This window comes from Mesorhizobium sp. M0518 (genome assembly GCF_040321125.1).
Lineage (GTDB): Bacteria > Pseudomonadota > Alphaproteobacteria > Rhizobiales > Rhizobiaceae > Mesorhizobium.
Genome location: NZ_JAMYQY010000001.1, coordinates 543,116 through 566,046, shown reverse-complemented (window position 1 = coordinate 566,046; position 22,931 = coordinate 543,116). Strand labels below are relative to the sequence as shown.

The following is a 22,931-nucleotide window of genomic DNA, read 5'->3' as shown; positions in this document are numbered from 1 at the left end:
CAAACAATCTTGGCCGTTCGTACTTCGCGCAGCCGCGATTGTACAGGGCGCGCGCAAAACCAGGCGCCGCTCGGCAATTGACTCTTGACGCAAACCGCGTAAAAGCCGGCACCGAACGGGATAGTTTCGATGCGCGGCCTTTTGATGGCTCTTCTTGCATTCGATGCCCCCAGCCTCAATGCACATCATTGGGCCGGGCGCGTCGGCGCGTCTCCTCGTTCCAGCAAAACTGCATTCTTGGCCAAGAAGACCGGCAAAACCACCACCAAAACGGTGTGATTCCCTTGGCCTAACCACCCTTTCCCGGGTTCGGCCCGGGGGACGGAACCCGCACCGGCCAGCGGGTTTCTCCAAAAACCAAGCGGAGAGGGACAGGAGATTTTTCGATGAGTTTCAAGGTAGCGATCGTCGGCGCCACGGGCAATGTGGGCCGGGAAATGCTCAACATACTGGAAGAGCGCGGCTTTCCGGTAAGCGAAGTCGTGGCGCTGGCGTCGCGGCGCAGCCAGGGCACGGAAGTGTCGTTCGGCGACCGCACGCTGAAGGTGAAGACGCTCGACCAGTATGATTTTTCCGACACCGACATCTGCATCATGTCGGCTGGCGGCAGCGTCTCCAAGGAATGGTCGCCGAAGATCGGCAAGCAGGGCTGCGTCGTCATCGATAATTCGTCGGCCTTCCGCTACGATCAGGACGTGCCGTTGATCGTGCCGGAAGTGAACCCGGACGCGATCTCGCTGTTCACGCGCAAGAACATCATCGCCAATCCGAATTGCTCGACGGCGCAGCTGGTAGTGGCATTGAAGCCGCTGCATGACTTCGCCACCATCAAGCGTGTCGTCGTCGCCACCTACCAGTCGGTGTCGGGCGCCGGCAAGGAAGGTATGGACGAACTCTTTACCCAGACCCGCGCGGTCTTCGTCGCCGATGGCGTCGAGGTCAAGAAGTTCACCAAGCGCATCGCCTTCAACGTCATCCCGCACATCGACGTCTTCCTTGATGACGGCTCCACCAAGGAAGAGTGGAAGATGGTCGCCGAGACCAAGAAGATGCTCGACCCCAAGATCAAGCTGACGGCGACCTGCGTGCGCGTGCCGGTGTTCATCGGCCATTCGGAAGCGGTCAACATCGAGTTCGAAAAGCCGATTACCGCCGACGAGGCGCGGGATATCCTGCGCGAGGCGCCGGGCTGCCAGGTCTTGGACAAGCGCGAGGACGGCGGCTACATCACGCCGCTGGAATCGGCCGGCGAAGACGCCACCTTCATCTCGCGCATCCGCGAGGATTCGACCATCGACAACGGCCTGTCGATGTGGATCGTCTCCGACAATCTGCGCAAGGGCGCGGCGCTCAACGCAGTGCAGATCGCCGAGCTGCTGGTCGAGCGCGGCCTGATCCAGCCGAAGAAGAAGGCGGCCTGACGGCCGTTTAGTTTTCGCTCACGGGCCGTATCGCCGCTGCCGCGGCGGGCCCTCCGCGGGGGGCGCCGAACGATCGGCGGCCCGCGGCCGCGGGCTAGGCCATTGGGCGTTTGCCAAACACCCTCCTTGTGGGGGAGATGTCCGGCAGGACAGAGGGGGGCGCTGTCCCTCGGACCTCAATCGATCTCAGTTGCGCTCACTGATGTTTTTATTGGTCGTAAATGAGCGAAGTTGGCGTTCCTTCACGCCCCCCTCTGCCCTCCCGGGCATCTCCCCCACGCGGGGGGAGATCGGCAGCTTGGCCGATGCGCTACACCTTGTTTTCCTCGGCCAACCCAACCAACAGCCCCAGCGCCTCCTCCGCCCGGTCGACCGGCACGAACAGATGGTCGTGGTAGAAGGCCGAAACCGGGTTCACGCCCATGCCGGCGGCGGCGAGGCGCGTGGTGATGGCGGCGAGAAAGCCGACGGCTGCCAGCGACGAATGGATGTTGAGCGTGACCATCCGGCAGCGGAATGACGCGGTCAGTGCCGCAGCGATGGCCTTCTCCTCGTCTACGATCAGCGTCATGCCCCCGCGCTCACGAAACACCATCACCGGCTCGAGGCCTTCCGGCTGAACGACGCCAGGCGCCAGCGTGGCGAAGACATAGGTGCATGCCAGCAGCTCCGGCGTCATCGATGCCAGCAGTGTCTTCAGATCGGTCTCGCCGGTCATTTTTCTCTTCTCTCGACTGAAGTGGTGGGCCGCAGCCCGCAACTCCTCAATATCCACGCCCGTCGGGTGCCGATAGCCTGCAAGGACGACATGGCGGTGTCGCTGGCGGCTGGGCTTGCAGAGCTGTCGCATCGCACAATAGAGGAGCTGAGGGCCGATGCCGGCCCGTGAAAGGCCTTCGATGATCGTTCGCCCGCGCCCCACATTCCTGCAGCTGTTCTTCATCATGCGCGGTTCGGTCGTGCCACGCATCCTGCCGCAGATATTGGGCTTCGCGCTTTATTCCGCGATCATCCTGGCCGTGGCGCGCCGGTTCCAGCTTGATTTCAGCGTCTTCAACATCACGCCTTTCGGCCTGGTCGGCGTGACATTGTCGATCTATCTCTCGTTCCGCAACAACGCCGCCTACGACCGTTGGTGGGAGGCGCGCAAGCTGTGGGGCGCGCTGGTCTTCGAAATGCGCAACCTGGCACGCGCCACCACCAGCCTCATACCGGACCAGACCGAACAGCGCGCCTTGCTGATGGAAGCGCTCGCCTTCTGTCATTTCCTGCGCGGGCAGTTGCGCAAGATCGACAGCATGAAGGATGCCCGTGCCTTCATCGACGCCGAGGCGGACAAGGCAGCAGCCTTTTCCAATCCGGCGGACGAGATGGTCAGGCGCATGGGCCGGCGTGCCAATGCCCAGCGCCGGGCGGGCGACGTCGACACGATCGGCTTTCGTATCCTCGATGAGAGGCTCGCGTCGATCGCCGCCATCCAGGCTGGCTGCGAGCGGATCGCCGGCACGCCCTTGCCGTTCGCCTACACGCTGTTGGTGCATCGCACGGCCTATATCGTCTGCCTGCTGCTGCCGATCGGCCTGATCTCGACCGCCGGCTGGGCAACGCCGCTGTTCACGGCGCTGATCGCCTACACCTTCTTCGGCCTCGACGCGCTTTCGGAAGAGCTCGAGGATCCGTTCGGCACCGAGGCCAACGACCTCGCCCTCGACGGTCTCTGCCGCGTCTGCGAGATCTCGGTATTCGAGGCGCTGGGCGAAACGCCGCCGAAGATGATCCCGGCGGAAAAGTTCTATTTTTCGTAGGCGAAGGCGCGCGGGTTTAAAAGAATCCGCCCCGCTGTCGGATCGCGGCCCCATGCCACGTCCTTGGGTCGACCCCTGCGAAAGGGCTCGACCATCAGGAGGGACCACCATGAGTATTTCCGAAACCGCGCCCGTCTCGCCGGGCGCTTTGTGGACCGGCCGCGTGCTCAGCGGCGTCATCGTGCTGTTCATGATCTTCGACGGCGTCATCAAGCTGCCGCCGCTCGATGTCGTCACCCAGACGATGGTGCCGCTCGGCTGGCCGGCCGATGCCAATGTCGCGCGCATGCTTGGCGTCATCGGCCTGATCTCGACCGCGCTCTACGCCTTGCCGCGCACCGCGGTGCTCGGCGCCATCCTGCTCACCGCCTATATGGGCGGCGCCATCGCCACCAATGTCCGCGTCGACAACCCGCTGTTCTCGCACATTCTGTTCGGCGTCTATCTCGGCATTATCCTGTGGGGTGGCCTGTATCTGCGCGATGCCAGGGTCCGCGCGCTGATCCCGTTCAGCCGATAGATCCGCTCGAAGCATCGCTTTCAACTCGAAGCCTGGAACCCTTTGCCGGGCAATGTCTTAGGGATCGAATCGCCGAGTTGCGAGTTAGAGATTCGCTTGGCGGCGGAGGCGGCTCCTATCGGAGAGGAACGACGATGAAGAAAACGATGCTTTTGATGGCGCTTCTGGTGCCGCTCGCCGCTTGTTCGCAAACGGAAAAAGGCGCGGCCGTTGGCGGCCTCGGTGGCGCTGCCGTCGGTGCGGCGGTCGCTGGCGATCCGGTTGAAGGCGCCGTCGTCGGTGGTGCTGTCGGCGCCGTTGCCGGTGCGCTGATCGGCCGGGCAAGCGAGAGCGGCGAATGCCGCTATCGCGATCGGCGGGGCCGCGTCTACATCGACCGCTGCCCGAGCGGTTATTGATCGGCAGCTCTTACAGACAGAACCGAACAGCAAAACGGCGGGCCTTGGCCCGCCGTTTTCCTGGATGCGATAGGGCAATACTTATTCGGCGGTGGCGGCTTCCGCCTCGGCCGGTGCTGCTGCGGCGGCCGCAGCCGCGGCAGCAGCGTCTTCCTGCGCCTTCTTCAAGAGCGAAGCACGTTCCTGCGCCTTCTTGCCCGGCTCGGCCTTCTTCGGGTTGGAACGGGCGTCGCGCTTGACGAGGCCGGCCTCGTCGAGGAAACGCAGCACGCGGTCGGTCGGCTGGGCGCCATGCGCCAGCCAATGCTTGACGCGGTCGGCGTCGACCTTGACGCGTTCGCCGTCCTTGGGCAGCAGCGGGTTCCACGAGCCGATCGACTCGATGAACCGGCCGTCACGCGGCGAACGGGCGTCGGCAATGACGACGTGGTAGTAAGGACGCTTCTTCGAGCCCGCACGGGCCAGTCGGATCTTCAAGGGCATTTATTTTCTCCTAAAAAGGCTGATTTGGTTGATCGGTTGGTGGCTGGTTTCTCAGCCGGCTTTCATCACGCCGTTGGAAGCGGCGATCTGTTCGTGGTGGCGGATCACTTCGCGGACGACGAAGTTGAGGAATTTTTCCGCGAAATCCGGGTCGAGATGGGCATCCTTCGCCAGCTGGCGAAGCCGGGCGATCTGCTGCTGCTCGCGTGCCGGGTCGGCCGGGGGCAGGCCATGCGTCGCCTTCAGCACACCGACCGCCTTGGTGCAGCGGAAGCGCTCGGCCAGCATGTGGATGAGGGCCGCGTCGATGTTGTCGATCGAGGCGCGGTAATCGGCCAGGAGAGCGCGAGCGTCGGCCATGTCCTTCTCTTCGTTCATGGCGTCCTCACTTCTTCTTGCCAAGGCCGGGCAGGCCGCCGCCCATTCCGGGCAGGCCGGGGAGCTTCATGCCGCCGGGCAGTCCGGGTAGGCCGCCGCCGGGAAGGCCTTTCATGCCGCCGCCGAGGCCGGCTGCTTGCGCCTGCTTCTGCAAGGCTTCGAGCTGCTTGGGATCCATCTTCGACAGGTCCGGCATGCCGCCGCCCATCATGCCGCCACCCATGCCCCCGGGGCCGCCCGGCATCATGCCGCCGAGGCCCATCTTGGAGGCGAGGCCGCCCATCATGCCGCGCATCAGGCCGCCGCCTTTGCCCTTGCCGCCCATCGCCTTCATCATGTCGGCCATGCCGCGATGCATCTTGAGCAGCTTGTTGATTTCGGCCGCGTCGGTGCCGGAACCGGCGGCGATGCGCTTCTTGCGCGAATGCTTGAGCAAATCGGGATTGGCGCGCTCGGCCTTGGTCATCGACGAGATGATGGCGAGCTGGCGGCCGAACATCTTGTCGTCGAGACCGGCGGCGGCCATCTGGTCCTTCATCTTGCCCATGCCGGGCATCATGCCCATGATGCCGCCCATGCCGCCCATCTTCGACATCTGCTGAAGCTGGCCGGCGAGATCGTTCAGGTCGAACTTGCCCGACTGCATCTTCTTGGCCATCGCCGCCGCCTGCTCGGCGTCGATGTTCTCGGCGGCCTTTTCGACGAGCGAGACAATGTCGCCCATGCCGAGGATGCGGTCGGCGATGCGCTTGGGGTGGAATTCCTCCAGCCCGTCCATCTTTTCGCCAGTGCCGATCAGCTTGATCGGCTTGCCGGTGACGGCGCGCATGGAGAGTGCAGCACCACCGCGGCCGTCGCCGTCCATGCGGGTCAGGACGAGGCCGGTGATGCCGACGCGCTCGTCGAAGCTCTTGGCCAGGTTGACGGCGTCCTGGCCGGTCAGCGAATCGGCGACCAGCAGGATTTCGTGCGGGCTCGACACCTTCTTGATGTCGGCCATCTCGACCATCAGCGGCTCGTCGATATGGGTGCGGCCGGCGGTGTCGAGGATGACGATGTCGTGGCCGCCGAGCTTGGCCGCCTGCACGGCGCGGCGGGCGATGTCGACCGGCGACTGGCCGTCGATGATCGGCAGCGTGGCGACCTTGACCTGTTCGCCGAGCTGGCGAAGCTGCTCTTGCGCGGCAGGACGCCGCGTGTCGAGCGAGGCCATCAGGACCTTCTTGTTCTGACGCTCGGTGAGACGCTTGGCGATCTTGGCCGAGGTCGTCGTCTTGCCGGAACCCTGCAGGCCGACCATCATGATGACGACCGGGGCCGGGGCATTGAGATCGATGGCGACGCCCTCGGCGCCGAGCATGTCGACCAGTTCGTCATGGACGATCTTGACGACCATCTGGCCGGGCTTGATAGACTTGACCACGGCAGCGCCGACGGCCTTCTCACGCACCTTGTCGGTGAAGGAGCGCACCACTTCCAGCGCCACGTCGGCTTCGAGCAGTGCACGGCGCACCTCGCGCAGCGCCGCCGAGACATCAGCCTCCGACAGCGCGCCGCGGCCGGTGAGGCCGTTCAGGATGGAGCCAAGGCGCTCCTGCAGCGATTCAAACATTCTTCTTCCTTTTTCCCAGGCACCCGGACGGTGACCGAGAAGTAATGCGTTCGCGCCAAGTGTCCAAGCAAAAGCCCGTCCAAGCGAAAAGCCAAAAAGCACCCGGGGGCGCTCAGCGCTGCCGGGTGTTGGCCTCCAGGATCGATTTACAGCACTTCACCTCGAAGAGGCTTCGGCGTCCTGGTCGGCTTGCTCGGAGGGATACTCGTCGCGGAATTCGGGGCGTGTAGACAGGAAATCGGACGCAGAGTCAAGACAAAGACCGGATTGCGTCGTTCCCGGGCCTGCAATCAGGCCGTGCTCGCCCGGTCCGGAAGCTCGGCGGCGACCTTGAGCGGCGAACGCGGATATAGAAGCAGCACGATGGTCAGCAGGCTGCAGGCGATGCCGATGAAGGCGATGAGAACCGCATCCGACGTCGCCCAGCCCGGTCCTTCGAGCGGCCTGGCATTGAACAGGGCGAAGGAATTGTAGCTTTCCTGATGCGAGATCAAGAGAAACCCGGTCAGGTTGTTGCCGAGATGAGCACCCAAGGCGCCGCCGAGATTGCCGGTTGCGTAGACGACAAGTGTCAGCAGCAGCGCGAAAGCGGCGATCGACGCCAGCACGCAAGCATTGATGGCTGGTGACGAACTCGCGCTCCAATGCAGCGAGGTGAACAGCAGGGCCGGCAGCAGCGCCCAGACGAACGGGCTCTTGAACCGGCTGGCGAGGCCGCGCAGCAGGTAGCCGCGAAACAACAGCTCTTCCGAAGAGGTCTGCAACAGGGTGAGCGCGGCGATCGGGATCGCAAACAGCAGCCAGGACGACAGGCTGATCGGGCCACGCGCGATCTGCGGCTGCAGCAAATAGAGCAGGATTTCGGATATGAACGACGTGATCAGCACCGCGATCAGCCCCTTGACGAAGCCGGACCATGAAACACGTCGCCTGTTGCCGAGCAGCGCCGACAGCTTCTCGCCATGCAGCCAGCGCATGGCGACCCACAGGCCGATCCAGATGCCGGCAAACGAGACGAGCGCGGTGAGGATGCCGAGGGGCGAAGCGAGGAAACCCTGCATGCCGGATGGGGCCGCCTGCCAGGCGAAAAAGGCATAAGTGCCGCCGACCAGCACGGCCACGGTGATTGCTGCCCAAAAAAAGACCACGATCCCCGTTCCGAGCAACAGGCGCGGCAAGGTCGTCCTGGCGTTCGGCGAATGCCTGTAACGCTCGAAGGCGGCCGGATCGATGGTCACGCGGGCTCCTTTGCCAAAGTCATCGCCTGTTGACTAACCGATGGCCGGGAAAATCGGAATGGTTTTCCGCAAAGGACTAAGCCAGAGCAAAGTCGGCGCAGGAGAGCGCCGCCTGCTGGCGGCCGCTACTGTCGCAGCGGCCGCTTGTGCCGCTTGTCGTCAGCGAACGACGTACATGATGCGCCGGGTCTGCGGATCGATCAGCGCCCGCTGGCCGTTCACATAGACATAGCGGTAATTGTAGTCCGGAATCTCGCGCAGCTCGACGGTGTCGGGCAGGGTCGCGCCGGTCACCACTTCGCCTTCGAGATAGATGGGATCGAGGCGATGCGTGTCGACATAGGTGCGGACTTCAGCCGGGGGCGAAGGGAAGTCATCCACGACCGGATCGCTGGCGATGATCGCGCCGGTATAATCGGTCGAGTAGTTGCCGATGTCCTCCGGCGGCGAGACGACAGCAACGCTGGAGCGCCGTTCCGTCAGCACCACCCGGCTGCCGCCTATATCGGCCGTCACATAGTCGGAATAGACCCAGCCCTGGCCGCCGGCCTCGGCTATGGTGCACCATTTGCTGTTTTCGATGCAGCCATTGAGCGTTGCCGACTGACCGGCGGCGAGCACGCCGATCACAGGGTATTGCGGGCCGGGCCCGGCGCGCACGTTAAGATCGGTGACGGCTGAGACGGCGGTATCGGCAAACGCGGCGCCCGACATCACGGTCAGCATTCCGGCTACCGCAGGAAACAATAGGGATTTCATGGTTTCTCTCCGTTTTCATGGTCCCTCGCCAGCGAAAACGGGGCAGCAGCTCATGCGTTCCCGCTAAAGCGCCTGCGCCAACTCACGATTTGTTCCGTGTTCTTTCGGCAAATCGGTCAGAAGTTCGTGAACGAATTCCAATTTCCGCGCCGTGACTTCCGAAATGACGAAGGGGTAGAGGTCGGGCAGGCCCATGCAGCGGTTGATCGAATTGGAGGCCTCCGACAGCACCAGCCAGCGGGCAAGGATCTTTTCGAAAGGCTCCGGCGCGGTCGCCGGCTCCGAGGGTGCTGCCTGCAATTCGCCGCCGGTGTCGCCGCGCGGCAAGTCGTTGGCCTCCACCGTCTCCAGCCGGCCGAGCGGAAAGTTCAGTGCGTGCACCATTTCCAGCGTGTCGGTGATGTGCAGGTGGTGAGCCCAGGTCTCGGCCCAGTCCTCCCATGGATGCGAGGTCGCATAGGCCGAGATGTGGCCTTGCTGCCAGTCGGGCGGCGCACCATTGGCATAATAGGCCTTCAGCGCCTGTTCGTAATCGGCGCGGTCGTCGCCGAACAGTGCGCGAAAAGCTTCGAGCCTGTGCGGATCGTCGCGGATCAGACGGTCCCAGTAATAGTGCCCGAGCTCATGGCGGAAATGGCCGAGCAAGGTGCGGTAGTTCTCGCCCATCTCGACGCGCCGCTTCTCGCGCTCGGCCGAATCCGCCTCGGCGACATTGAGCGTGACCAGGCCATTGTCGTGGCCGGTGAGAATCCGCTCGCCGCCGGGGCCGCCGCCGATCGGATCGGCGAGGAAGTCGAAGGCCAGGCCGACCTCGTCGGCAGGGGTCTGCTTGGGCGCCACCGGCAGCCCGAAGGCCAGCAGCGAGTAGATGGCGCGCTTTTTCGCCGCTTCGACACGGATCCAGCGGCGGCGGTTGCCGTCGACGGAGAGATCCGGGATCAGCTGGTTCAGCACGCAGGCGCGGCAAAAAGCGTGACCCGGTTCCGCCATCCAGTTGCAGGCGCATTTATCGGCGTTGGTGCACTGGAAGACGCCGTCGACGCCCGCCAGCGCAAAGCGCGCGTGCTCGGGATCGTAGAGCACCGGGTTTCCGCAGTTCAGGCACTGGGCGTTCTCGAAATAGATGCGATGGCCGCAATGCGGGCAGTCGAAGAGTTTCATGTCGATCTCAATTCACCGGAGGTGACATAAATGTTCACGGCGGCCCGTGCCCAACGCGAACAGCCGCGCGGTGTTCCACATTATGTCGAGCCGTTTGTGGAACATGATCTCTACAGAACGAGGTTTCGCAAAGCGAAGGCCAGGTTCCACCTCTCGTTTGCTCTGTCCTTCGGTTCGGGTCATGTCCTCGCCGCAAGCTGGGCGACAACCTGTCTTGCCACCGCTTCGCCCGACAGGCGTGCGCCGCCGCAGGTCTGCATCAGCGGACCGGCCAGGTGCTCGCCGGCGAAGAAGATCTTGTCGGCCACCGGCTGCATAAGGGCCATGCGCGCCAGTGAACGGCCGGGGCGGGCCGCGGCGTATGCGCCGCGCACGAAGCGCTCGCCGCCCCAATTGGTCATCATGGCGCGTCCGACATGCTTGCGCGTATCGCCGCCGAAGATGCCGCACAGCCGGTCGACGACGAAGTCGATGCCGGCCGCCTCGCCGGCCGCCGACATTTCCCAGGCGAAATCGCCGCCGACGAAGCCGACCATCAGGTCGAGGTCGAACGGGAAGCACAGGAAATAGATGTCGTGCCTGGCCATCCGTTCGATCAGCAGGTCGTCGAAGGGCTGCAGCCCGAGCCTGGTGCCCGATATTTCGACCGGCAATTTGGTCAGCATGCCCATCGGCAGGTCGAAGAAGGCGCCGAAATGCGTGTCTGGCAAGGCCGGCGAGAACGCGATCTCCTCGAAGGCGAGCACCGCCGGCGAAGCGGTGACGATCACCGCTTTGGCGCGGACGGTGCCGCGATCGGTGACGCAGGCGACGCCGGGCACGTCCCACAGGATCTTGCGCACCGGCGTCGAAAGTTCGACCGGCACGCCGGCGCCGAAACGCGCCACCAGTGCGCCAAGGCCCTCCTTGCTGAAGTAGTTCGGGTCGAGATCGGCAGCGGCCTGGAAGTCCAGGATCGAGATCTCGTCCTCGTCGGCGCCGAAATCCATCGGCCCGGCGAAGGTGGCGGCGGCGCGCGGTGCATGGCCTTTTGCCAACAGCGCCGAAAGACGATCGTCATCTCCGTCCTTCACTTCATGCCTGGCCAGCAGCCCGAACAGCTTTGCATCGGCGGCCTTCATGTCGGCTTCTTCCGCTTCACTCGCCTTGCGCTCGCGGTAGTAGAGATGATCGACGTTCATGTCATGATGATGCAACGTCCAGCCTGCCGCCTCGGCTTCGGGAAAATAGGGATTGCGGTCGGCGGCATGCAGCCAGGCGCAGCCGATGTCGAAAGGCACGCCGAAATGCTGGTTGCTGGTCCAGGCCCGCCCACCGATGCGGTCCATCGCTTCGAGCAGCGTGAAGGAAAGGCCCGCCGCCTGCAAGGTCCTGGAAGCGGCAAGACCCGCCGAGCCGGCGCCGATGATGACGACATCAACGTCTTGCATGCAGCCCCCTGCCACAATAATCACTTGATCCTAGGCAAATTCCACGGCATTCGCCAGCATTGCAGCGGTGACAGTGACAAGTGCGCGTTTGACTGGCAAGTTCGCAATGGGACGTGATTCAGGCAACCAGGAGATTAACATGGCATTTCTTGCCAAGGGAAAGATGTTTGCAGCGGCCGTGGTGGCGGTGCTTGCGCTGGCGACGGGCGCACAGGCAGCGGCGAGCTGCGGCAAGACCGGCGCCGGCTTCGAGGCCTGGAAGCAGGACTTTGCCGCGCAGGCCGGGTCGGAAGGTGTGGGCGCCAAGGGGCTGGCCGCCCTGGCTGGCGCGAACTACGCAAAAAAGACGATCTCCGTCGACCGCGGCATTCACAAGGCTTTCAGCGGCTCGGTGGACGATTTCATGCGGCGTCGTGGTGGCGCAGCGATTATTTCCAAGGGCCGGTCGCTGAAAAAGTCGAATGCGGCGCTGTTCTCCAAGATCGAAGCGAATTACGGCGTGTCGCCGGGCGTGTTGCTCGCCATCTGGGGTATGGAAACCGGCTTCGGTTCGGCCATGGGCAACCAGAACACCGTCTCTGCCATTTTGACGCTTGCCTATGATTGCCGCCGGCCGGGGTTCTTCTACCCGCATGCCATCGCAGCCCTGAAGCTGGTTGATCGCGGGGCGTTGACAGCCTCGTCGGTCGGGGCCGCGCATGGAGAGATCGGACACACGCAGTTCCTGCCCGGAAACGTCCTTAAATATGGCGTCGGTGGCGGAAACCTGCGCGACAAGGGCACGGCGCTGGCTTCCACCGCCAACTTCCTCAAGGGTCATGGCTGGCGGGCGGGCGCGAGCGCCAGTGCGAATATGGGCGCGATTGCCGGCTGGAATTCCGCGAGCGTCTATCAGCAGGCCATCGCCCGCATTGCCACGGCGATCGACGGCGATTGACGGACCATGCACCGGGCAGAAGGCCCCGGCCATTTCTGACTTGATCGAAAACCCGGCGCGAATGCCGGGTTTTATTTGATTTCGAGCGTGTAGGAGCAGCCGGCCAGGGTCTTGCCGGGGTGGGACTCGACGGTCGAGACGTTGAGCTTGACGTCCGTGGAGAAGGTCAATCCTTCCGCCTCTTCGGTGCTTTGGACAACGACCTTCTCGCCAAGGAATTTTTGCGGCGTGGAAAAAACGGCCATGACGTTGAGTTCTTCGGCAAGCTCCGGCGCGGCAACGCTATCGAGCACGGCCATCGGCCCCGCAGCGGTAAACACGATCGATCCTGTCTCGCGGTTGAACACGCGGATCTTGGCCGGCAGTTCGTATTGGCTGAGAAACGGATTGCCCGAGGCAACCTCCTTCCAGCCAAGCGTTTCAACGGCACCCGGTGCGCTGGACAGCCACAGGGCAAAGTCGTTGTAGGTCGGAACGTCCGCCCTGCACTCGATCAGCGCGGGAAGGTCGAGAGAGGCGGGATCGAACTCCTGACCGGCGGCCGGCGTCGCCAGAACAACCAGCGGCGCCAGGCAGCGACCGAAACCGCGCATCCGCGCTACTTGGTGCGGTTGCGCGCGGCCAGCGTCCTCAGCCGCAGCGCATTGAGACGGATGAAGCCGGCGGCGTCCTTCTGGTCGTAGGCGCCGCGGTCGTCCTCGAAGGTGACCAGCGCATCGGAGTAGAGCGTCTTCTTCGACTTGCGGCCGGTGACCATGACATTGCCCTTGTAGAGCTTGAGGCGCACCGTGCCCTCGACGTCTTCCTGGCTCTTGTCGATCATCGCCTGCAGCATCAGCCGTTCGGGCGCGAACCAGAAGCCGTTGTAGATCAGTTCGGCGTAGCGCGGCATGAACTCGTCCTTGAGGTGGGCGGCACCTCGGTCGAGCGTGATCGATTCAATGGCGCGATGGGCAGCGATCAGAATGGTGCCGCCTGGTGTTTCGTAGACGCCACGCGACTTCATGCCGACAAAGCGGTTCTCGACCAGGTCAAGCCGGCCGATGCCATTATCGCGGCCAAGATCGTTGAGTGCCGCCAGCATGGTCGCCGGCGACAGCTTCTTGCCGTTCAGCGCGATCGGATCACCCTTCAGGAACTCGATCTCGATCTCGGTGACGGTATCAGGTGCGTCCATCGGCGACACGGTGCGCTGGTGGACGAATTCGGGCGGCTCCACCCACGGGTCTTCCAGCACCTTGCCCTCGGAGGACGAATGCAAAAGGTTGGCGTCGACCGAGAACGGTGCGTCGCCCTTCTTGTCCTTCGGCACCGGGATCTGGTGCTGCTCGGCGAAATTCATCAGGTCGGTACGCGACTTGAACGTCCAGTCGCGCCACGGCGCGATGACCTTGATGTCGGGGTTCAGTGCGTAAGCCGAGAGCTCGAAGCGAACCTGATCGTTGCCCTTGCCGGTGGCGCCATGCGCGATCGCATCGGCGCCGGTTTCCCGGGCTATATCGACCAGATGCTTGGAGATCAGCGGCCGCGCGATCGAGGTGCCAAGCAGATAGGTGCCTTCATAGACGGTGTTGGCGCGGAACATCGGGAAGACGAAGTCGGACACGAATTCCTCGCGCACGTCGACGACGCGGATGTCCTTGATGCCCATCATCTCGGCCTTGCGACGGGCCGGCTCGAGTTCGCCGCCCTGGCCGAGATCGGCGGTGAAAGTCACGACTTCGGCGCCGAGTTCAGTCTGCAGCCATTTCAGGATGATGGATGTGTCGAGACCGCCGGAATAGGCAAGCACGACCTTCTTGACGTCTTTGGCCTTGGACATTTCTACTCCGTCGATGGCGGACGCCCCAGCCTGGGCGTCACGGATTGTCGCAGCGCCTTTTAGCAGGAACGGCAAAGCGAGCAAGCACGCGTGCGTGCATGGCTTCTGGTCCAGCGCATGGCCGGGGGCCGCCGGCAGCGGAAACAACCTGCTGCAATCAAAGGCTGCATTTGCTGGAAGGACTTAATCAAGTTTTCACGCCGTGCCGCTAACATTCGCGACAAAGCCGCCTCGACCATTTCCGGGCGGCTTCTTGCCTGCCTTGTCGCGGGTGTCCTCGGGCTCGGGCCGTTCTTGATGCGCGTTATATCATGCATCGCCATGGAGCATAATCTGTGGCTTGTCCTGCTGGCGGCGCTGATGTGCGTCACCGGCTGCTGGGTGACGATCGGCCTCTTCGACCGTTCGAGGAAAACCACCGGCGTGCAGATGAAGGGCTGGCTGTTCCTGACCGCGGTTGCCGCCGGCTCGTCGATCTGGTGCACCCATTTCATCGCCATGCTGGCCTACCAGCCCGGCGCGCCGATCACCTTCGATCCGGTCCTGACCATGGCATCCCTGGTCATCGCCATCGTCGGCACCGGGTTGGGCTTCACCCTCGCATCCGGCAAGAGCTGGCGGCTGGCTCCGGAATGGGGCGGCGTCGTCGTCGGCCTGGCGATCTCGGCCATGCACTACACCGGCATGATGGCCTATCACGTTGCCGGCATCGTCGAATGGGACGGCTCCTATGTCGTGGCCTCACTGGTCATCTCGGCGGTGTTCTCCGCCCTGGCCGTCGGCCATGCCGTGCGCCGGCCATACCGCTGGTCGCACTATCTCGCCATCGGGCTGCTGGTGCTTGCGATCGTCGGCCTGCATTTCACGGCTATGGCCGCGGTGGCGGTGACGCCGCTGTCCTTCATCAGCACAGGCACCAATCCCGATATTCTGGTGGCAATGGCGGTCGCCGTCGCCGTGGTGGGCCTGATCGTCGCGGCTACCGGCTTCGCCAGCTATCTGATCGATGAGCGTGGTCGTTTGGAGAGCTTCGAGCGGCTTCAGCATCTCGCCCTCAACGACGCCCTTACCGGCCTTCCCAACCGGGTCTCCTTCAACGACCGCCTTGACCATGAAATCGACCGGGCATGCGAGGGCGAGGACACAATGACGGCGGTCATCGTCATCGATCTCGACCGCTTCAAGGAGATCAACGACCTCAGGGGGCATGCGGCCGGCGACCAGGCGCTCAAGATCGTCGCCCGCAGGCTCTCGAAACTCATCGACGAGGGCGAATTCGTCGCCCGGCTCGGCGGTGACGAGTTCGCCGCGATCAAGCGCTTCAAGGATCAGAAGGACCTTCTCGGGCTGGTCTCGCGGCTGGAGAAATCCCTGTTCGAGCCGTTGCGACTCGACGATTTCGAAATCGCCGCCGGCGCCAGCATCGGCGTAGCGATCTATCCGCGCGACGGGGCCGACCGCGAGCGGCTGGTCAGCAATGCCGATCTTGCCATGTACCGGGCAAAGAACGACGTCACGCGAGCCGTCTGCTTCTACGAATCCGCCATGGACGAGACGGCGCGGGCGCGCCGCGCGCTGGCCACCGACCTTCGCCAGGCGATCGAGCGCGGCGAGCTTTCGCTCCACTATCAGGTACAGACCTCGGTCCCGACCGGCGCCACCTGCGGTTACGAGGCGCTGCTGCGCTGGACCCATCCGGTGCACGGCATGATCCCGCCCGCCGAATTCATCCCGATTGCCGAGGAGAACGGCTCGATCATGGCGATCGGCGAATGGGTGCTGCGGACCGCGTGCCGCCAGGCGGCCTCGTGGGGCAATGGCCACAAGATCGCAGTCAATCTGTCGCCGGTACAGTTCGCCCATGCCGATCTCGCCAAGCTCGTCCATCAGATCCTGGTCGAGACCGGACTGTCTCCGAAACGCCTGGAGCTGGAGCTGACCGAATCGACGATCGTCGCCGACAAGGTGCGCACGCTGCATGTCCTGCGCCAGATCAAGGCGCTGGGCGTGACCATCGCGATCGACGATTTCGGCACCGGCTATTCTTCGCTCGATACGCTGCGCTCGTTTCCGTTCGACAAGATCAAACTCGACCGTTCATTCATGGCTGACGTCGAGCGAAGCCCGCAGGCCAAGGCCATCATCCGGGCGGTGCTGACGCTGGGCCGCAGCCTCGACATTCCGGTGCTTGCCGAAGGCGTCGAGACGCATGTCCAGCTCACCATCCTGCAAGTCGAAGGCTGCAACGAGGCGCAAGGCTATTTCCTCGGCCGGCCCAAGCCGATCGACCAGATCACCGGGGACGCCGATGTCCGCAACGATCAACTCGTCGCGGAGGAGCCGGCGAGGATGCGGCTGAGCAGGCAGGCATAGGACGCCGCGGCCGGCCGTCCAGCGAATGCCGTGCGGACGCCTGCTGGATCGAGATCGGGTCGCTGCTGTGTCTGGCATCGTCATGGCGCATCCTGTATAGGCCTCGCAATCCCTTGGGGGCCGCTCATGTCGTTCATTCCAGACACCGCCACGCTGATCCAGTTCGCCATCGCCACGGTCATCCTGGCGATCACGCCGGGGCCGGACATGACCCTGTTCGTCTCGCGCACGCTGAGCCAGGGCCGTGCCACCGGCTTTGCCTCGATGGCCGGCGCGCTGTGCGGCACGCTGATCCACACCACACTGGTGGTTGTCGGTGTCTCGGCGCTGATCGTCGCCTCGCCGATGGCTTTCTTCGTGCTGAAGATCTTCGGCGCCGGCTATCTCGTCTTCCTGGCCTGGCAGGCATCACCAGGGGCTCGGCCTTTTCGCCGGAGAAGAAGACAGGCCCCGAGATTTCCCTGTTGCGCAGCTGGGCCGCGGGTCTTGGCGTCAATCTGCTCAACCCGAAGATCATCCTGTTCTTCATGACCTTCCTGCCGCAGTTCGTCTCCGCGCATGATCCGAACGCACCGGGAAAGCTGTTTTTCCTTGGGCTGATGTTCATTGTGCTGTCGGTCCCGGTGACGGTGCCGATGGTGCTGGCGGCGGAAAAGTTTTCGGCGGCGATGAAGGCCAGCCCGCGCGTCACACGGGCGGTCGACTATCTCTTTGCCGGCGTGTTCTCCGCCTTCGCCCTCAAGATCCTGACGGCGCAGGCGAAGTAGGCGCCGTCATCCTGTCTGGCCATCCTCTTTTGATCCTGGTTCGCCTTGCCACCAGCTTGCGGCCCAGCGCCCGGCGCTGAGCCAGTAAAAGATACCACCGACCATGCCGCTGCCGATCACGGCCATGATGGCGCTGGTGTCCCTGACGACGAAGGCGGTGTCACCGCTGCGGTCGGCAAGCCCGAGGAAAACACCGGCAACCACCGCGCCTGCCAGCGCATAGAACAGCCAGTCGCGCCGGCCCAGGATTTCGGCAAGCAGGATGACGACAGAGGCCGGCATCAGGGCGAAATAGGCGACGAACAGAGCGGCGAAGGGAATTGAGAAATACAGGGAAGCCGTCGCCGTCGGATGCGCATGCTCCGGCGTGTAGCCGAGCGATGCCAGCAACAGGATGTTGAGGAAGGCGCTCGCCGCCAGCGAGGCGACGGCATAGCCGAACAGGATGACGGTGAAACGGACGAGGTAGCCGACGAGACGCGCCATCAATCTCGGCCCAGATTCTGTCGCGTGCCGGACCTGCGTCCAGCCAGAAGCCAGTAGACCGAACCGGCGGCGATGCCGGCGGTGGCGAGAAAACCCAGAAAGCCCGGATTGAAGACAAAGCTGCTGGCCGAGCGCGGCATGGATACGCCAAAGGCGATGGACGTGATCGCACCGGTGGCGGCGAAGTAGAACCATCCCCGAAGTGAAAACCGTTCGGCGACAAAGAGCGCCGGGCCGACGATCAACAGCGCGCCGATCGTTACGGTCAAGACGGCGAGCGGGAACGAGCCCAGCCAGTCGAAAGCGAAAATGATGGACCAGTTGCCGTCTTCGATGCCTTCCAGGAGAGCGATCAGCAGCACCGGCACCAGGATCGAGGTCAGCACCGCGGCGACATAGCCGACCGCCATGATGGCGAAGCGTTTTAGCCAGGCGAAGGGGCGGCTCACGCCTCGCCGTGCCCCGCTATCATCATCGCTTCCAGCGCCAGCCGGTCGACCTTGCGCATGCGCTCGGAGTCGGATTTGAGCTGGCCGCAGGCGGCGAGAATGTCGCGGCCGCGCGGCGTGCGGATCGGCGAGGCATAGCCGGCATTGTTGATGTAATCGGCGAATTTCTCGATCGTCTCCCAGTCCGAGCACTGGTAATTGGTGCCCGGCCACGGGTTGAACGGGATCAGGTTGATCTTGGCCGGAATGCCCTTGAGCAGCTTGATCAGGCCCTTGGCGTCCTCGATGGAATCGTTGACGTCCTTCAGCATCACATATTCGAAGGTGATGCGCTTGGCGTTCGACAAGCCGGGATAGGCGCGGCAGGCGGCGATCAGCTCGTTGAGCGGATACTTCTTGTTGATCGGCACAAGCAAGTCGCGCAGATCGTCATTGGTGGCGTGCAGCGAGATCGCCAGCATGACGCCGATCTCCTCGCCGGTGCGGAAGATTTCCGGCACGACGCCGGAGGTCGACAGCGTGATGCGCCGCTTCGACAGGGACAGGCCGTCACCGTCGGAAGCGATCAGCAGCGCCTTCTTCACCGCTTCGAAATTGTAAAGCGGTTCGCCCATGCCCATCATGACGACGTTGGACACTTTGCGGCCCTCGGCCGGCACGATGGCGCCGTCGGGCGTGTCGCGGTCGGGAAAATCGCCGAGCCGGTCGCGGGCGGTGAGCAGCTGGGCGAGGATCTCCTCAGCCGTTAGATTGCGCACCAGCTTCTGCGTGCCGGTGTGGCAAAACGAGCAGGTCAGCGTGCAGCCCACCTGTGACGAGATGCACAGCGTGCCGCGACCCTCTTCGGGAATGTAGACAGTCTCGATCTCGACCGGCCGGCCGGCGCCGCGCGGCGGAAAGCGGAACAGCCACTTTCGCGTGCCGTCGGCGGAAATCTGCTCCTCGACGATCTCGGGCCTGGCGACGGTGAAATGCTTGTCGAGCTCGGCGCGCAGATCCTTGGAGATGTTGAACATGCCGGCGAAATCGGAGACGCCGCGCACATACATCCAGTGCCACAACTGCTGGGCGCGCATTTTCGCCTGGCGCTCGGGCACGGTGCCTGATGCAACCAGAGCCTCGGCGAGCTCGACCCGCGTCAGGCCGATCAGCGACGGCTTTTCGGGCTGTGCCGCGCGGGCACGCAACGCGTCGCGGGCGCCGTCAGTGGTGAGATCGAATGAAAGGGTCATGGTTGCACTGATATAAGCGGTTTGCGGCCGATTTCACGCATCGTGCCGGAAAGGAAGCGCGGCGCATAGCACAGGTTGACGGCAGAGTCATGGGTTGTGCGATGATGCACCCTCGCCAGAGATCCACCAACAGACCCAAAAACGAAAGGCCGGGCTTTGCGGCCCGGCCTTTCACTCAAAACAGCCTAGCCTATTTGCACTTGGCAATCGACGTCAGCGCCGCCGAAATACCTTTCAGGGAGAAGACATAGGAGGTGGGATTGCCGCGGCCAGACTTCGCCGTCACCTTCATGTCGGTGCCGGTCTTCATGGCGGCGATCAGCACCGGCTCCTCGGCGGCATTCTCGACCCAGGCCGATTTGCCGCGGGTGAACATCGAAAACGTCTTCTTATCGATGGTCACGGTGGCCTTGGAGCCGTCCTGGAAGTTGTAGCCGGCAATGAATTGCGGCTCGTACGACACTTGCTGGCCGGGCCGCTGGCTGACGAAGAAGAACATGTCGCCATGGTCGAGCGTCGGCGGCTGCTTGTCGGTCGGCACGGTCAGGACATAGCAGACCTTGCCGCCCGATGCCTGGTAGCTGTAGGTGCCCCAGGCATTGTGCTGGCCGATCTTGGTCGCCGACTGCGCCAGCGCCGGGGCTGCCACGGCCACCAGGACCAGACTCGAAACTATAGCAATCAATCCGCGCATCGCTTTTCCCGTATTCCAAATGGTGCGGAGGCAGGCCGGCTTGGCGTCCTGCCCGTCGCTTCATTTTGATTTAATCTGGGTTACCAAACGGTGAATTTCCGAAGAGAAAAGGACCCTCACCCCGAGGAAACCGCCGCCATTCCCGCGCCGCCGCCTTGCGAGCGGCTGGCGCGACATCCCTTTGGCGACTTGGAGGCCACGAAAGCGGCAAGAGTTTGACTTTTTACGCTGCCGCGGAAAGCCGGCTTCAACGGCGTTCCGTGCGCGTGTTCAGCCCTTGTCGGCCATGGCGTCCCTGGCCGCCTGCCGGTGCGCAGTGGTGATGTGGGCACTGACGGCGGTGATCGCGGCGGTGAGCACGGCGATGTCGTCGGTGAAGCCAAGCCCGAAGACGAAGTCGGGGATGACATCCACCGGCAGCACGAAATAACCGAGCGCGGCCAACAGAATGCCTTTGGCGCGCAGCGGCGTGTTCTTGTCCATGGCGCAGTAGTAGGCGGCCACGACCTCTTCCATGAAGGGGATCTGCCGCGCGGCTTTCTTGGCTGTGCGCCAGAATTTCTCGCGCACTTGGCTCTCGTCTGCCAGCTTGCTGCCAAAGCCGAAGAAATCAAAACCGGATTGTTGCGCCATCAGTTTCTCCTTGCGAGCGCCCATGCGCTTCCGGCGCATGCCCGCGGGGGAAAATGTGGTGAAACCCGACCCCCGCTACAAGATGCCGGTGCCGATTTGGGCCTCCCGAGGCGATACCAGGCCTCAGGCGCCGGCAAAACGGTTCATTTTCTTGGCCAGATCGATATCGAGCGCGGTGACGCCGCCGGCGTCGTGAGTGTTCAGCGTCACATCCACGGTCTTGTAGACATTCGACCAGTCGGGATGATGGTCCATCGTCTCGGCGGCAAGCGCGACGCGGGTCATGAAGGCGAAAGCCTCGGAGAAATTCGCGAAGGTGAATGTGCGCTTGATGGAAGCGCCGTCTTCCGCCAGCGCCCAGCCGTCGAGACCGGTCAATGCGGCTTCAGCGGCTTGCCTGCCCAGTTTCTCTCTCGCCATGTCCATATCCTGTGCTATTCGAAAACGACCCTCACCATAGCGACGGATCGATGAGCGCGAAGCCCATAAACTCCATTCTCTTCGTCTGCCTCGGCAACATCTGCCGGTCGCCGCTGGCGGAAGGTGTCTTCCGCGCCGTTTGGGCCGAGCGCGGATCGGCCCGGGATATCCTGCTCGATTCAGCGGGAACCAGTGACTGGGAGGCCGGCTCTGCCCCCGATCGACGCGCGATCGCGATCGCGGTGCGGCACGGAGTAGACATTTCCGGACAGAGGGCGCGCAAGGTCACGCCGCAGGACCTCCACCGTTTCGACCTGATCCTCGGCATGGACCGGTCGAATGTCGCCGACCTGAAGGCGCTGGCGCCGGCGGCCGTGCAGGACCGCATCCATCTGTTCCTGGAGTTCGCGCAGGGAAAGTCACGCGACGTGCCGGATCCTTATCATGACGAGGCAGAAGCCTTCGCTTCCGCCTATCGCATGATCCGCGAGGCGTCGGAGGCGCTGGCGACAAGGCTGGAGGCGCGGGCGTCCGTGCCTGACAGCGGCCAGGCTTCCTCGACGATATAGGGTCCGCCGCCGACCGAATCGCGCGACGACATCAGCACGAAACGGCCGATGCGGAACGGCAGCGTCGAGAAATTGCCGCGCGCCGACAGATATTGGGCGACGTCCAGCGGGGTCGAATTGCGTAAGCGCGCCAGCGTCACATGCGGCATGAATTTGCGCGGGTCGGCCGGGATGCCGAGCCGCTGGCAGATGCGGTCGATCTCACCTTGAAGCGCGGCCAGATCGGGCGAGGCGGAAGCGCCCGCCCACACCGCATGCGGCTTCTTCTGGCCGAAAGCGCCGACGCCGGACAGCGCCAGCGAGAAAGAAGGGCGGTGGACGCGGTCGAGCGCGTTGGCGATCTCGTCGGCGACATGGCCGGGGACATCGCCGATGAAGCGCAGCGTCAGATGGTAGTTTTCGACATCGATCCAGCGGGCTCCCGGCAAGCCGCCCCGCAGCAGGGACAGCGAAAGGGCAGCGTCACGCGGAATTTCGAGGGCGGTGAAAAGACGCGGCATGAAGAGCCTCCCTTCCTCGAATCGAACTGTCATCCCCAGCGAATCATCGATAGTCAAACGGAGCAAGAGGTTTGTTGGTCACAGTCCCTGTTAAAAGCTCGCCGGGCGGAAACAGTTCCAGCCCGCTAGGAATCGCCCGGCACCGCCGCGATCACCTTCTCGACCGTCGGCAGGATGCGTTCGACCATCTGGTCGACGCCTCGTGCGCTTGGATGCAGGCCGTCCTCGAGCTGCATGCCGGGCTGGCCGGCGACGCCGTCGAGAAAGAACGGGTAGAGCACGACGTCGTATTTCTTCGCCAGGTCCGGAAAAATGGCGTCGAACGCATTCTGGTAGTCGGGACCGAGATTGGGTGCGGCACGCATGCCGGCCAGAAGCACGGCAATCTTGCGCTGCTTCAGCTTGCTTAGCATCTCGTCGAGGTTCTTCCTGGCGATGTCGGGCGAAACGCCGCGCAGCATGTCGTTGGCTCCGAGTTCGAGGATGACCAGCTGCGTGCCGTCCAGCACCGACCAGTCGAGCCGCGCCAGGCCGCCGCTCGTCGTGTCGCCGGAGACGCCGGCATTGGCGACGGTCACTTCGTGGCCCTTGGCGCCAAGTGCCGCCTGCAGCCTGTTGGTAAAGCCCTGGTCCGGCCCAAGGCCGAAGCCCGCCATCAGGCTGTCACCGAAGCCGACGATCTTGAACGGCTCGGCGCTCGCCGAGGACATGGCGCCGCAAATGGCGAGGAAAGCCACGAAGCCTGCGGCAATACTGCGTTTGAAAGACATGCGGCAGGCCCCATATGAGCTAGGATTCTTCGACGGCTTCCGGCAAGCAGAGCCTTCATCTCCAGATATAGGAC

Annotated in this window: 26 protein-coding genes and 1 pseudogene; 9 read left to right on the top strand and 18 right to left on the bottom strand. The window is 63.6% G+C overall.

Translation table 11 applies throughout. The features are described from left to right. Positions 1-129: 129 nt before the first annotated feature. On the top strand, positions 130-279 hold the full coding sequence (locus tag NKI66_RS02830; protein WP_197031549.1) for a hypothetical protein: 150 nt from the start codon (positions 130-132) through the stop codon (positions 277-279). 107 nt (positions 280-386) lie between these two features. Next, entirely contained in the window at positions 387-1,421 is a 1,035-nt protein-coding gene (locus NKI66_RS02825; protein ID WP_023814446.1) for an aspartate-semialdehyde dehydrogenase, read from the top strand. Positions 1,422-1,731: 310 nt separating this feature from the next. Here the strand turns inward: NKI66_RS02825 and NKI66_RS02820 are convergent, their stop codons facing one another. Then, positions 1,732-2,139: an ACT domain-containing protein gene (locus NKI66_RS02820; protein WP_023811334.1), complete on the bottom strand. Its 408-nt coding sequence runs from the start codon at positions 2,137-2,139 to the stop codon at positions 1,732-1,734. Positions 2,140-2,320: 181 nt separating this feature from the next. On the opposite strand from NKI66_RS02820, the gene NKI66_RS02815 reads away from it, so the two are divergent. The 3 genes from NKI66_RS02815 to NKI66_RS02805 all read left to right on the top strand — a co-directional run bounded on the left by NKI66_RS02815 (position 2,321) and on the right by NKI66_RS02805 (position 4,144). Beyond that, complete coding sequence (locus NKI66_RS02815; protein WP_352750709.1) at positions 2,321-3,226, top strand: bestrophin family protein; 906 nt, start codon at positions 2,321-2,323, stop codon at positions 3,224-3,226. A gap of 109 nt (positions 3,227-3,335) precedes the next feature. Further along, the gene (locus NKI66_RS02810; protein ID WP_352555599.1) at positions 3,336-3,746 is read left to right on the top strand and encodes a DoxX family protein; all 411 of its coding nucleotides are present in this window, start codon (positions 3,336-3,338) and stop codon (positions 3,744-3,746) included. A 134-nt stretch (positions 3,747-3,880) separates the two neighbouring features. After that, positions 3,881-4,144: a YMGG-like glycine zipper-containing protein gene (locus NKI66_RS02805; protein WP_023811331.1), complete on the top strand. Its 264-nt coding sequence runs from the start codon at positions 3,881-3,883 to the stop codon at positions 4,142-4,144. Between the two features lie 81 nt (positions 4,145-4,225). On the opposite strand, the gene rpsP is transcribed toward NKI66_RS02805, so the two are convergent. The 7 genes from rpsP to NKI66_RS02770 all read right to left on the bottom strand — a co-directional run bounded on the left by rpsP (position 4,226) and on the right by NKI66_RS02770 (position 11,205). Next, complete coding sequence (rpsP, locus tag NKI66_RS02800) at positions 4,226-4,627, bottom strand: 30S ribosomal protein S16 (protein ID WP_023811330.1); 402 nt, start codon at positions 4,625-4,627, stop codon at positions 4,226-4,228. Between the two features lie 51 nt (positions 4,628-4,678). Next, positions 4,679-5,005, bottom strand: a complete 327-nt coding sequence (locus NKI66_RS02795) for a chorismate mutase (protein WP_023811329.1) — start codon at positions 5,003-5,005, stop codon at positions 4,679-4,681. Between the two features lie 7 nt (positions 5,006-5,012). Beyond that, positions 5,013-6,617: a signal recognition particle protein gene (gene ffh, locus NKI66_RS02790; RefSeq protein WP_023811328.1), complete on the bottom strand. Its 1,605-nt coding sequence runs from the start codon at positions 6,615-6,617 to the stop codon at positions 5,013-5,015. Between the two features lie 290 nt (positions 6,618-6,907). After that, positions 6,908-7,855: a CPBP family intramembrane glutamic endopeptidase gene (locus tag NKI66_RS02785; RefSeq protein ID WP_023811327.1), complete on the bottom strand. Its 948-nt coding sequence runs from the start codon at positions 7,853-7,855 to the stop codon at positions 6,908-6,910. 159 nt (positions 7,856-8,014) lie between these two features. Beyond that, positions 8,015-8,614 carry a DUF1236 domain-containing protein gene (locus tag NKI66_RS02780; protein WP_023811326.1) on the bottom strand — a complete coding sequence of 200 codons (600 nt, stop codon included), beginning with the start codon at positions 8,612-8,614 and terminating at the stop codon, positions 8,015-8,017. A gap of 63 nt (positions 8,615-8,677) precedes the next feature. Continuing rightward, positions 8,678-9,775 carry a zinc-binding metallopeptidase family protein gene (locus NKI66_RS02775; RefSeq protein ID WP_023811325.1) on the bottom strand — a complete coding sequence of 366 codons (1,098 nt, stop codon included), beginning with the start codon at positions 9,773-9,775 and terminating at the stop codon, positions 8,678-8,680. A gap of 179 nt (positions 9,776-9,954) precedes the next feature. Next, on the bottom strand, positions 9,955-11,205 hold the full coding sequence (locus NKI66_RS02770) for a flavin monoamine oxidase family protein (protein WP_023811324.1): 1,251 nt from the start codon (positions 11,203-11,205) through the stop codon (positions 9,955-9,957). A gap of 139 nt (positions 11,206-11,344) precedes the next feature. Between NKI66_RS02770 and NKI66_RS02765 the strand changes: the two genes are divergently transcribed. After that, complete coding sequence (locus tag NKI66_RS02765) at positions 11,345-12,142, top strand: lytic murein transglycosylase (protein WP_023811323.1); 798 nt, start codon at positions 11,345-11,347, stop codon at positions 12,140-12,142. A 71-nt stretch (positions 12,143-12,213) separates the two neighbouring features. Here NKI66_RS02765 and NKI66_RS02760 read toward each other — a convergent pair whose 3' ends face one another. Further along, entirely contained in the window at positions 12,214-12,735 is a 522-nt protein-coding gene (locus NKI66_RS02760; protein ID WP_023811322.1) for a hypothetical protein, read from the bottom strand. A gap of 5 nt (positions 12,736-12,740) precedes the next feature. After that, entirely contained in the window at positions 12,741-13,964 is a 1,224-nt protein-coding gene (locus tag NKI66_RS02755) for an argininosuccinate synthase (protein WP_023811321.1), read from the bottom strand. 297 nt (positions 13,965-14,261) lie between these two features. On the opposite strand from NKI66_RS02755, the gene NKI66_RS02750 reads away from it, so the two are divergent. Beyond that, a complete protein-coding gene (locus NKI66_RS02750; RefSeq protein WP_050592691.1) occupies positions 14,262-16,337 on the top strand; it encodes a putative bifunctional diguanylate cyclase/phosphodiesterase in 2,076 nt (691 codons plus the stop codon). A gap of 126 nt (positions 16,338-16,463) precedes the next feature. Then, positions 16,464-17,104 (top strand): annotated as a pseudogene (locus NKI66_RS02745) (LysE family translocator). 6 nt (positions 17,105-17,110) lie between these two features. Here the strand turns inward: NKI66_RS02745 and NKI66_RS02740 are convergent. The 6 genes from NKI66_RS02740 to NKI66_RS02715 all read right to left on the bottom strand — a co-directional run bounded on the left by NKI66_RS02740 (position 17,111) and on the right by NKI66_RS02715 (position 21,018). Then, complete coding sequence (locus NKI66_RS02740) at positions 17,111-17,590, bottom strand: hypothetical protein (RefSeq protein WP_023811319.1); 480 nt, start codon at positions 17,588-17,590, stop codon at positions 17,111-17,113. Then, on the bottom strand, positions 17,590-18,039 hold the full coding sequence (locus tag NKI66_RS02735; protein WP_023811318.1) for a hypothetical protein: 450 nt from the start codon (positions 18,037-18,039) through the stop codon (positions 17,590-17,592). Before NKI66_RS02735 ends, NKI66_RS02740 begins: the two co-directional genes overlap by 1 nt. Then, complete coding sequence (gene rlmN, locus NKI66_RS02730) at positions 18,036-19,271, bottom strand: dual-specificity RNA methyltransferase RlmN (protein WP_023811317.1); 1,236 nt, start codon at positions 19,269-19,271, stop codon at positions 18,036-18,038. The genes NKI66_RS02735 and rlmN overlap by 4 nt, the downstream gene beginning before the upstream one ends. A 190-nt stretch (positions 19,272-19,461) precedes the next feature. Next, the gene (locus NKI66_RS02725) at positions 19,462-19,965 is read right to left on the bottom strand and encodes an invasion associated locus B family protein (protein WP_023811316.1); all 504 of its coding nucleotides are present in this window, start codon (positions 19,963-19,965) and stop codon (positions 19,462-19,464) included. A gap of 270 nt (positions 19,966-20,235) precedes the next feature. Beyond that, the gene (locus NKI66_RS02720; RefSeq protein ID WP_023811315.1) at positions 20,236-20,598 is read right to left on the bottom strand and encodes a YkvA family protein; all 363 of its coding nucleotides are present in this window, start codon (positions 20,596-20,598) and stop codon (positions 20,236-20,238) included. 123 nt (positions 20,599-20,721) lie between these two features. Then, positions 20,722-21,018, bottom strand: coding sequence for a 4a-hydroxytetrahydrobiopterin dehydratase (locus NKI66_RS02715; RefSeq protein WP_023811314.1), 297 nt, complete (start codon positions 21,016-21,018; stop codon positions 20,722-20,724). Between the two features lie 50 nt (positions 21,019-21,068). Here NKI66_RS02715 and NKI66_RS02710 point away from each other — a divergent pair, with 50 nt between their 5' ends. Continuing rightward, positions 21,069-21,587, top strand: coding sequence for a low molecular weight protein-tyrosine-phosphatase (locus NKI66_RS02710; RefSeq protein ID WP_081734850.1), 519 nt, complete (start codon positions 21,069-21,071; stop codon positions 21,585-21,587). On the opposite strand, the gene thpR is transcribed toward NKI66_RS02710, so the two are convergent. Continuing rightward, a complete protein-coding gene (gene thpR, locus NKI66_RS02705) occupies positions 21,491-22,087 on the bottom strand; it encodes an RNA 2',3'-cyclic phosphodiesterase (protein ID WP_023811312.1) in 597 nt (198 codons plus the stop codon). The genes NKI66_RS02710 and thpR overlap by 97 nt on opposite strands. A gap of 125 nt (positions 22,088-22,212) precedes the next feature. Continuing rightward, a complete protein-coding gene (locus NKI66_RS02700; RefSeq protein ID WP_023811311.1) occupies positions 22,213-22,857 on the bottom strand; it encodes an arylesterase in 645 nt (214 codons plus the stop codon). Positions 22,858-22,931: the final 74 nt, after the last annotated feature.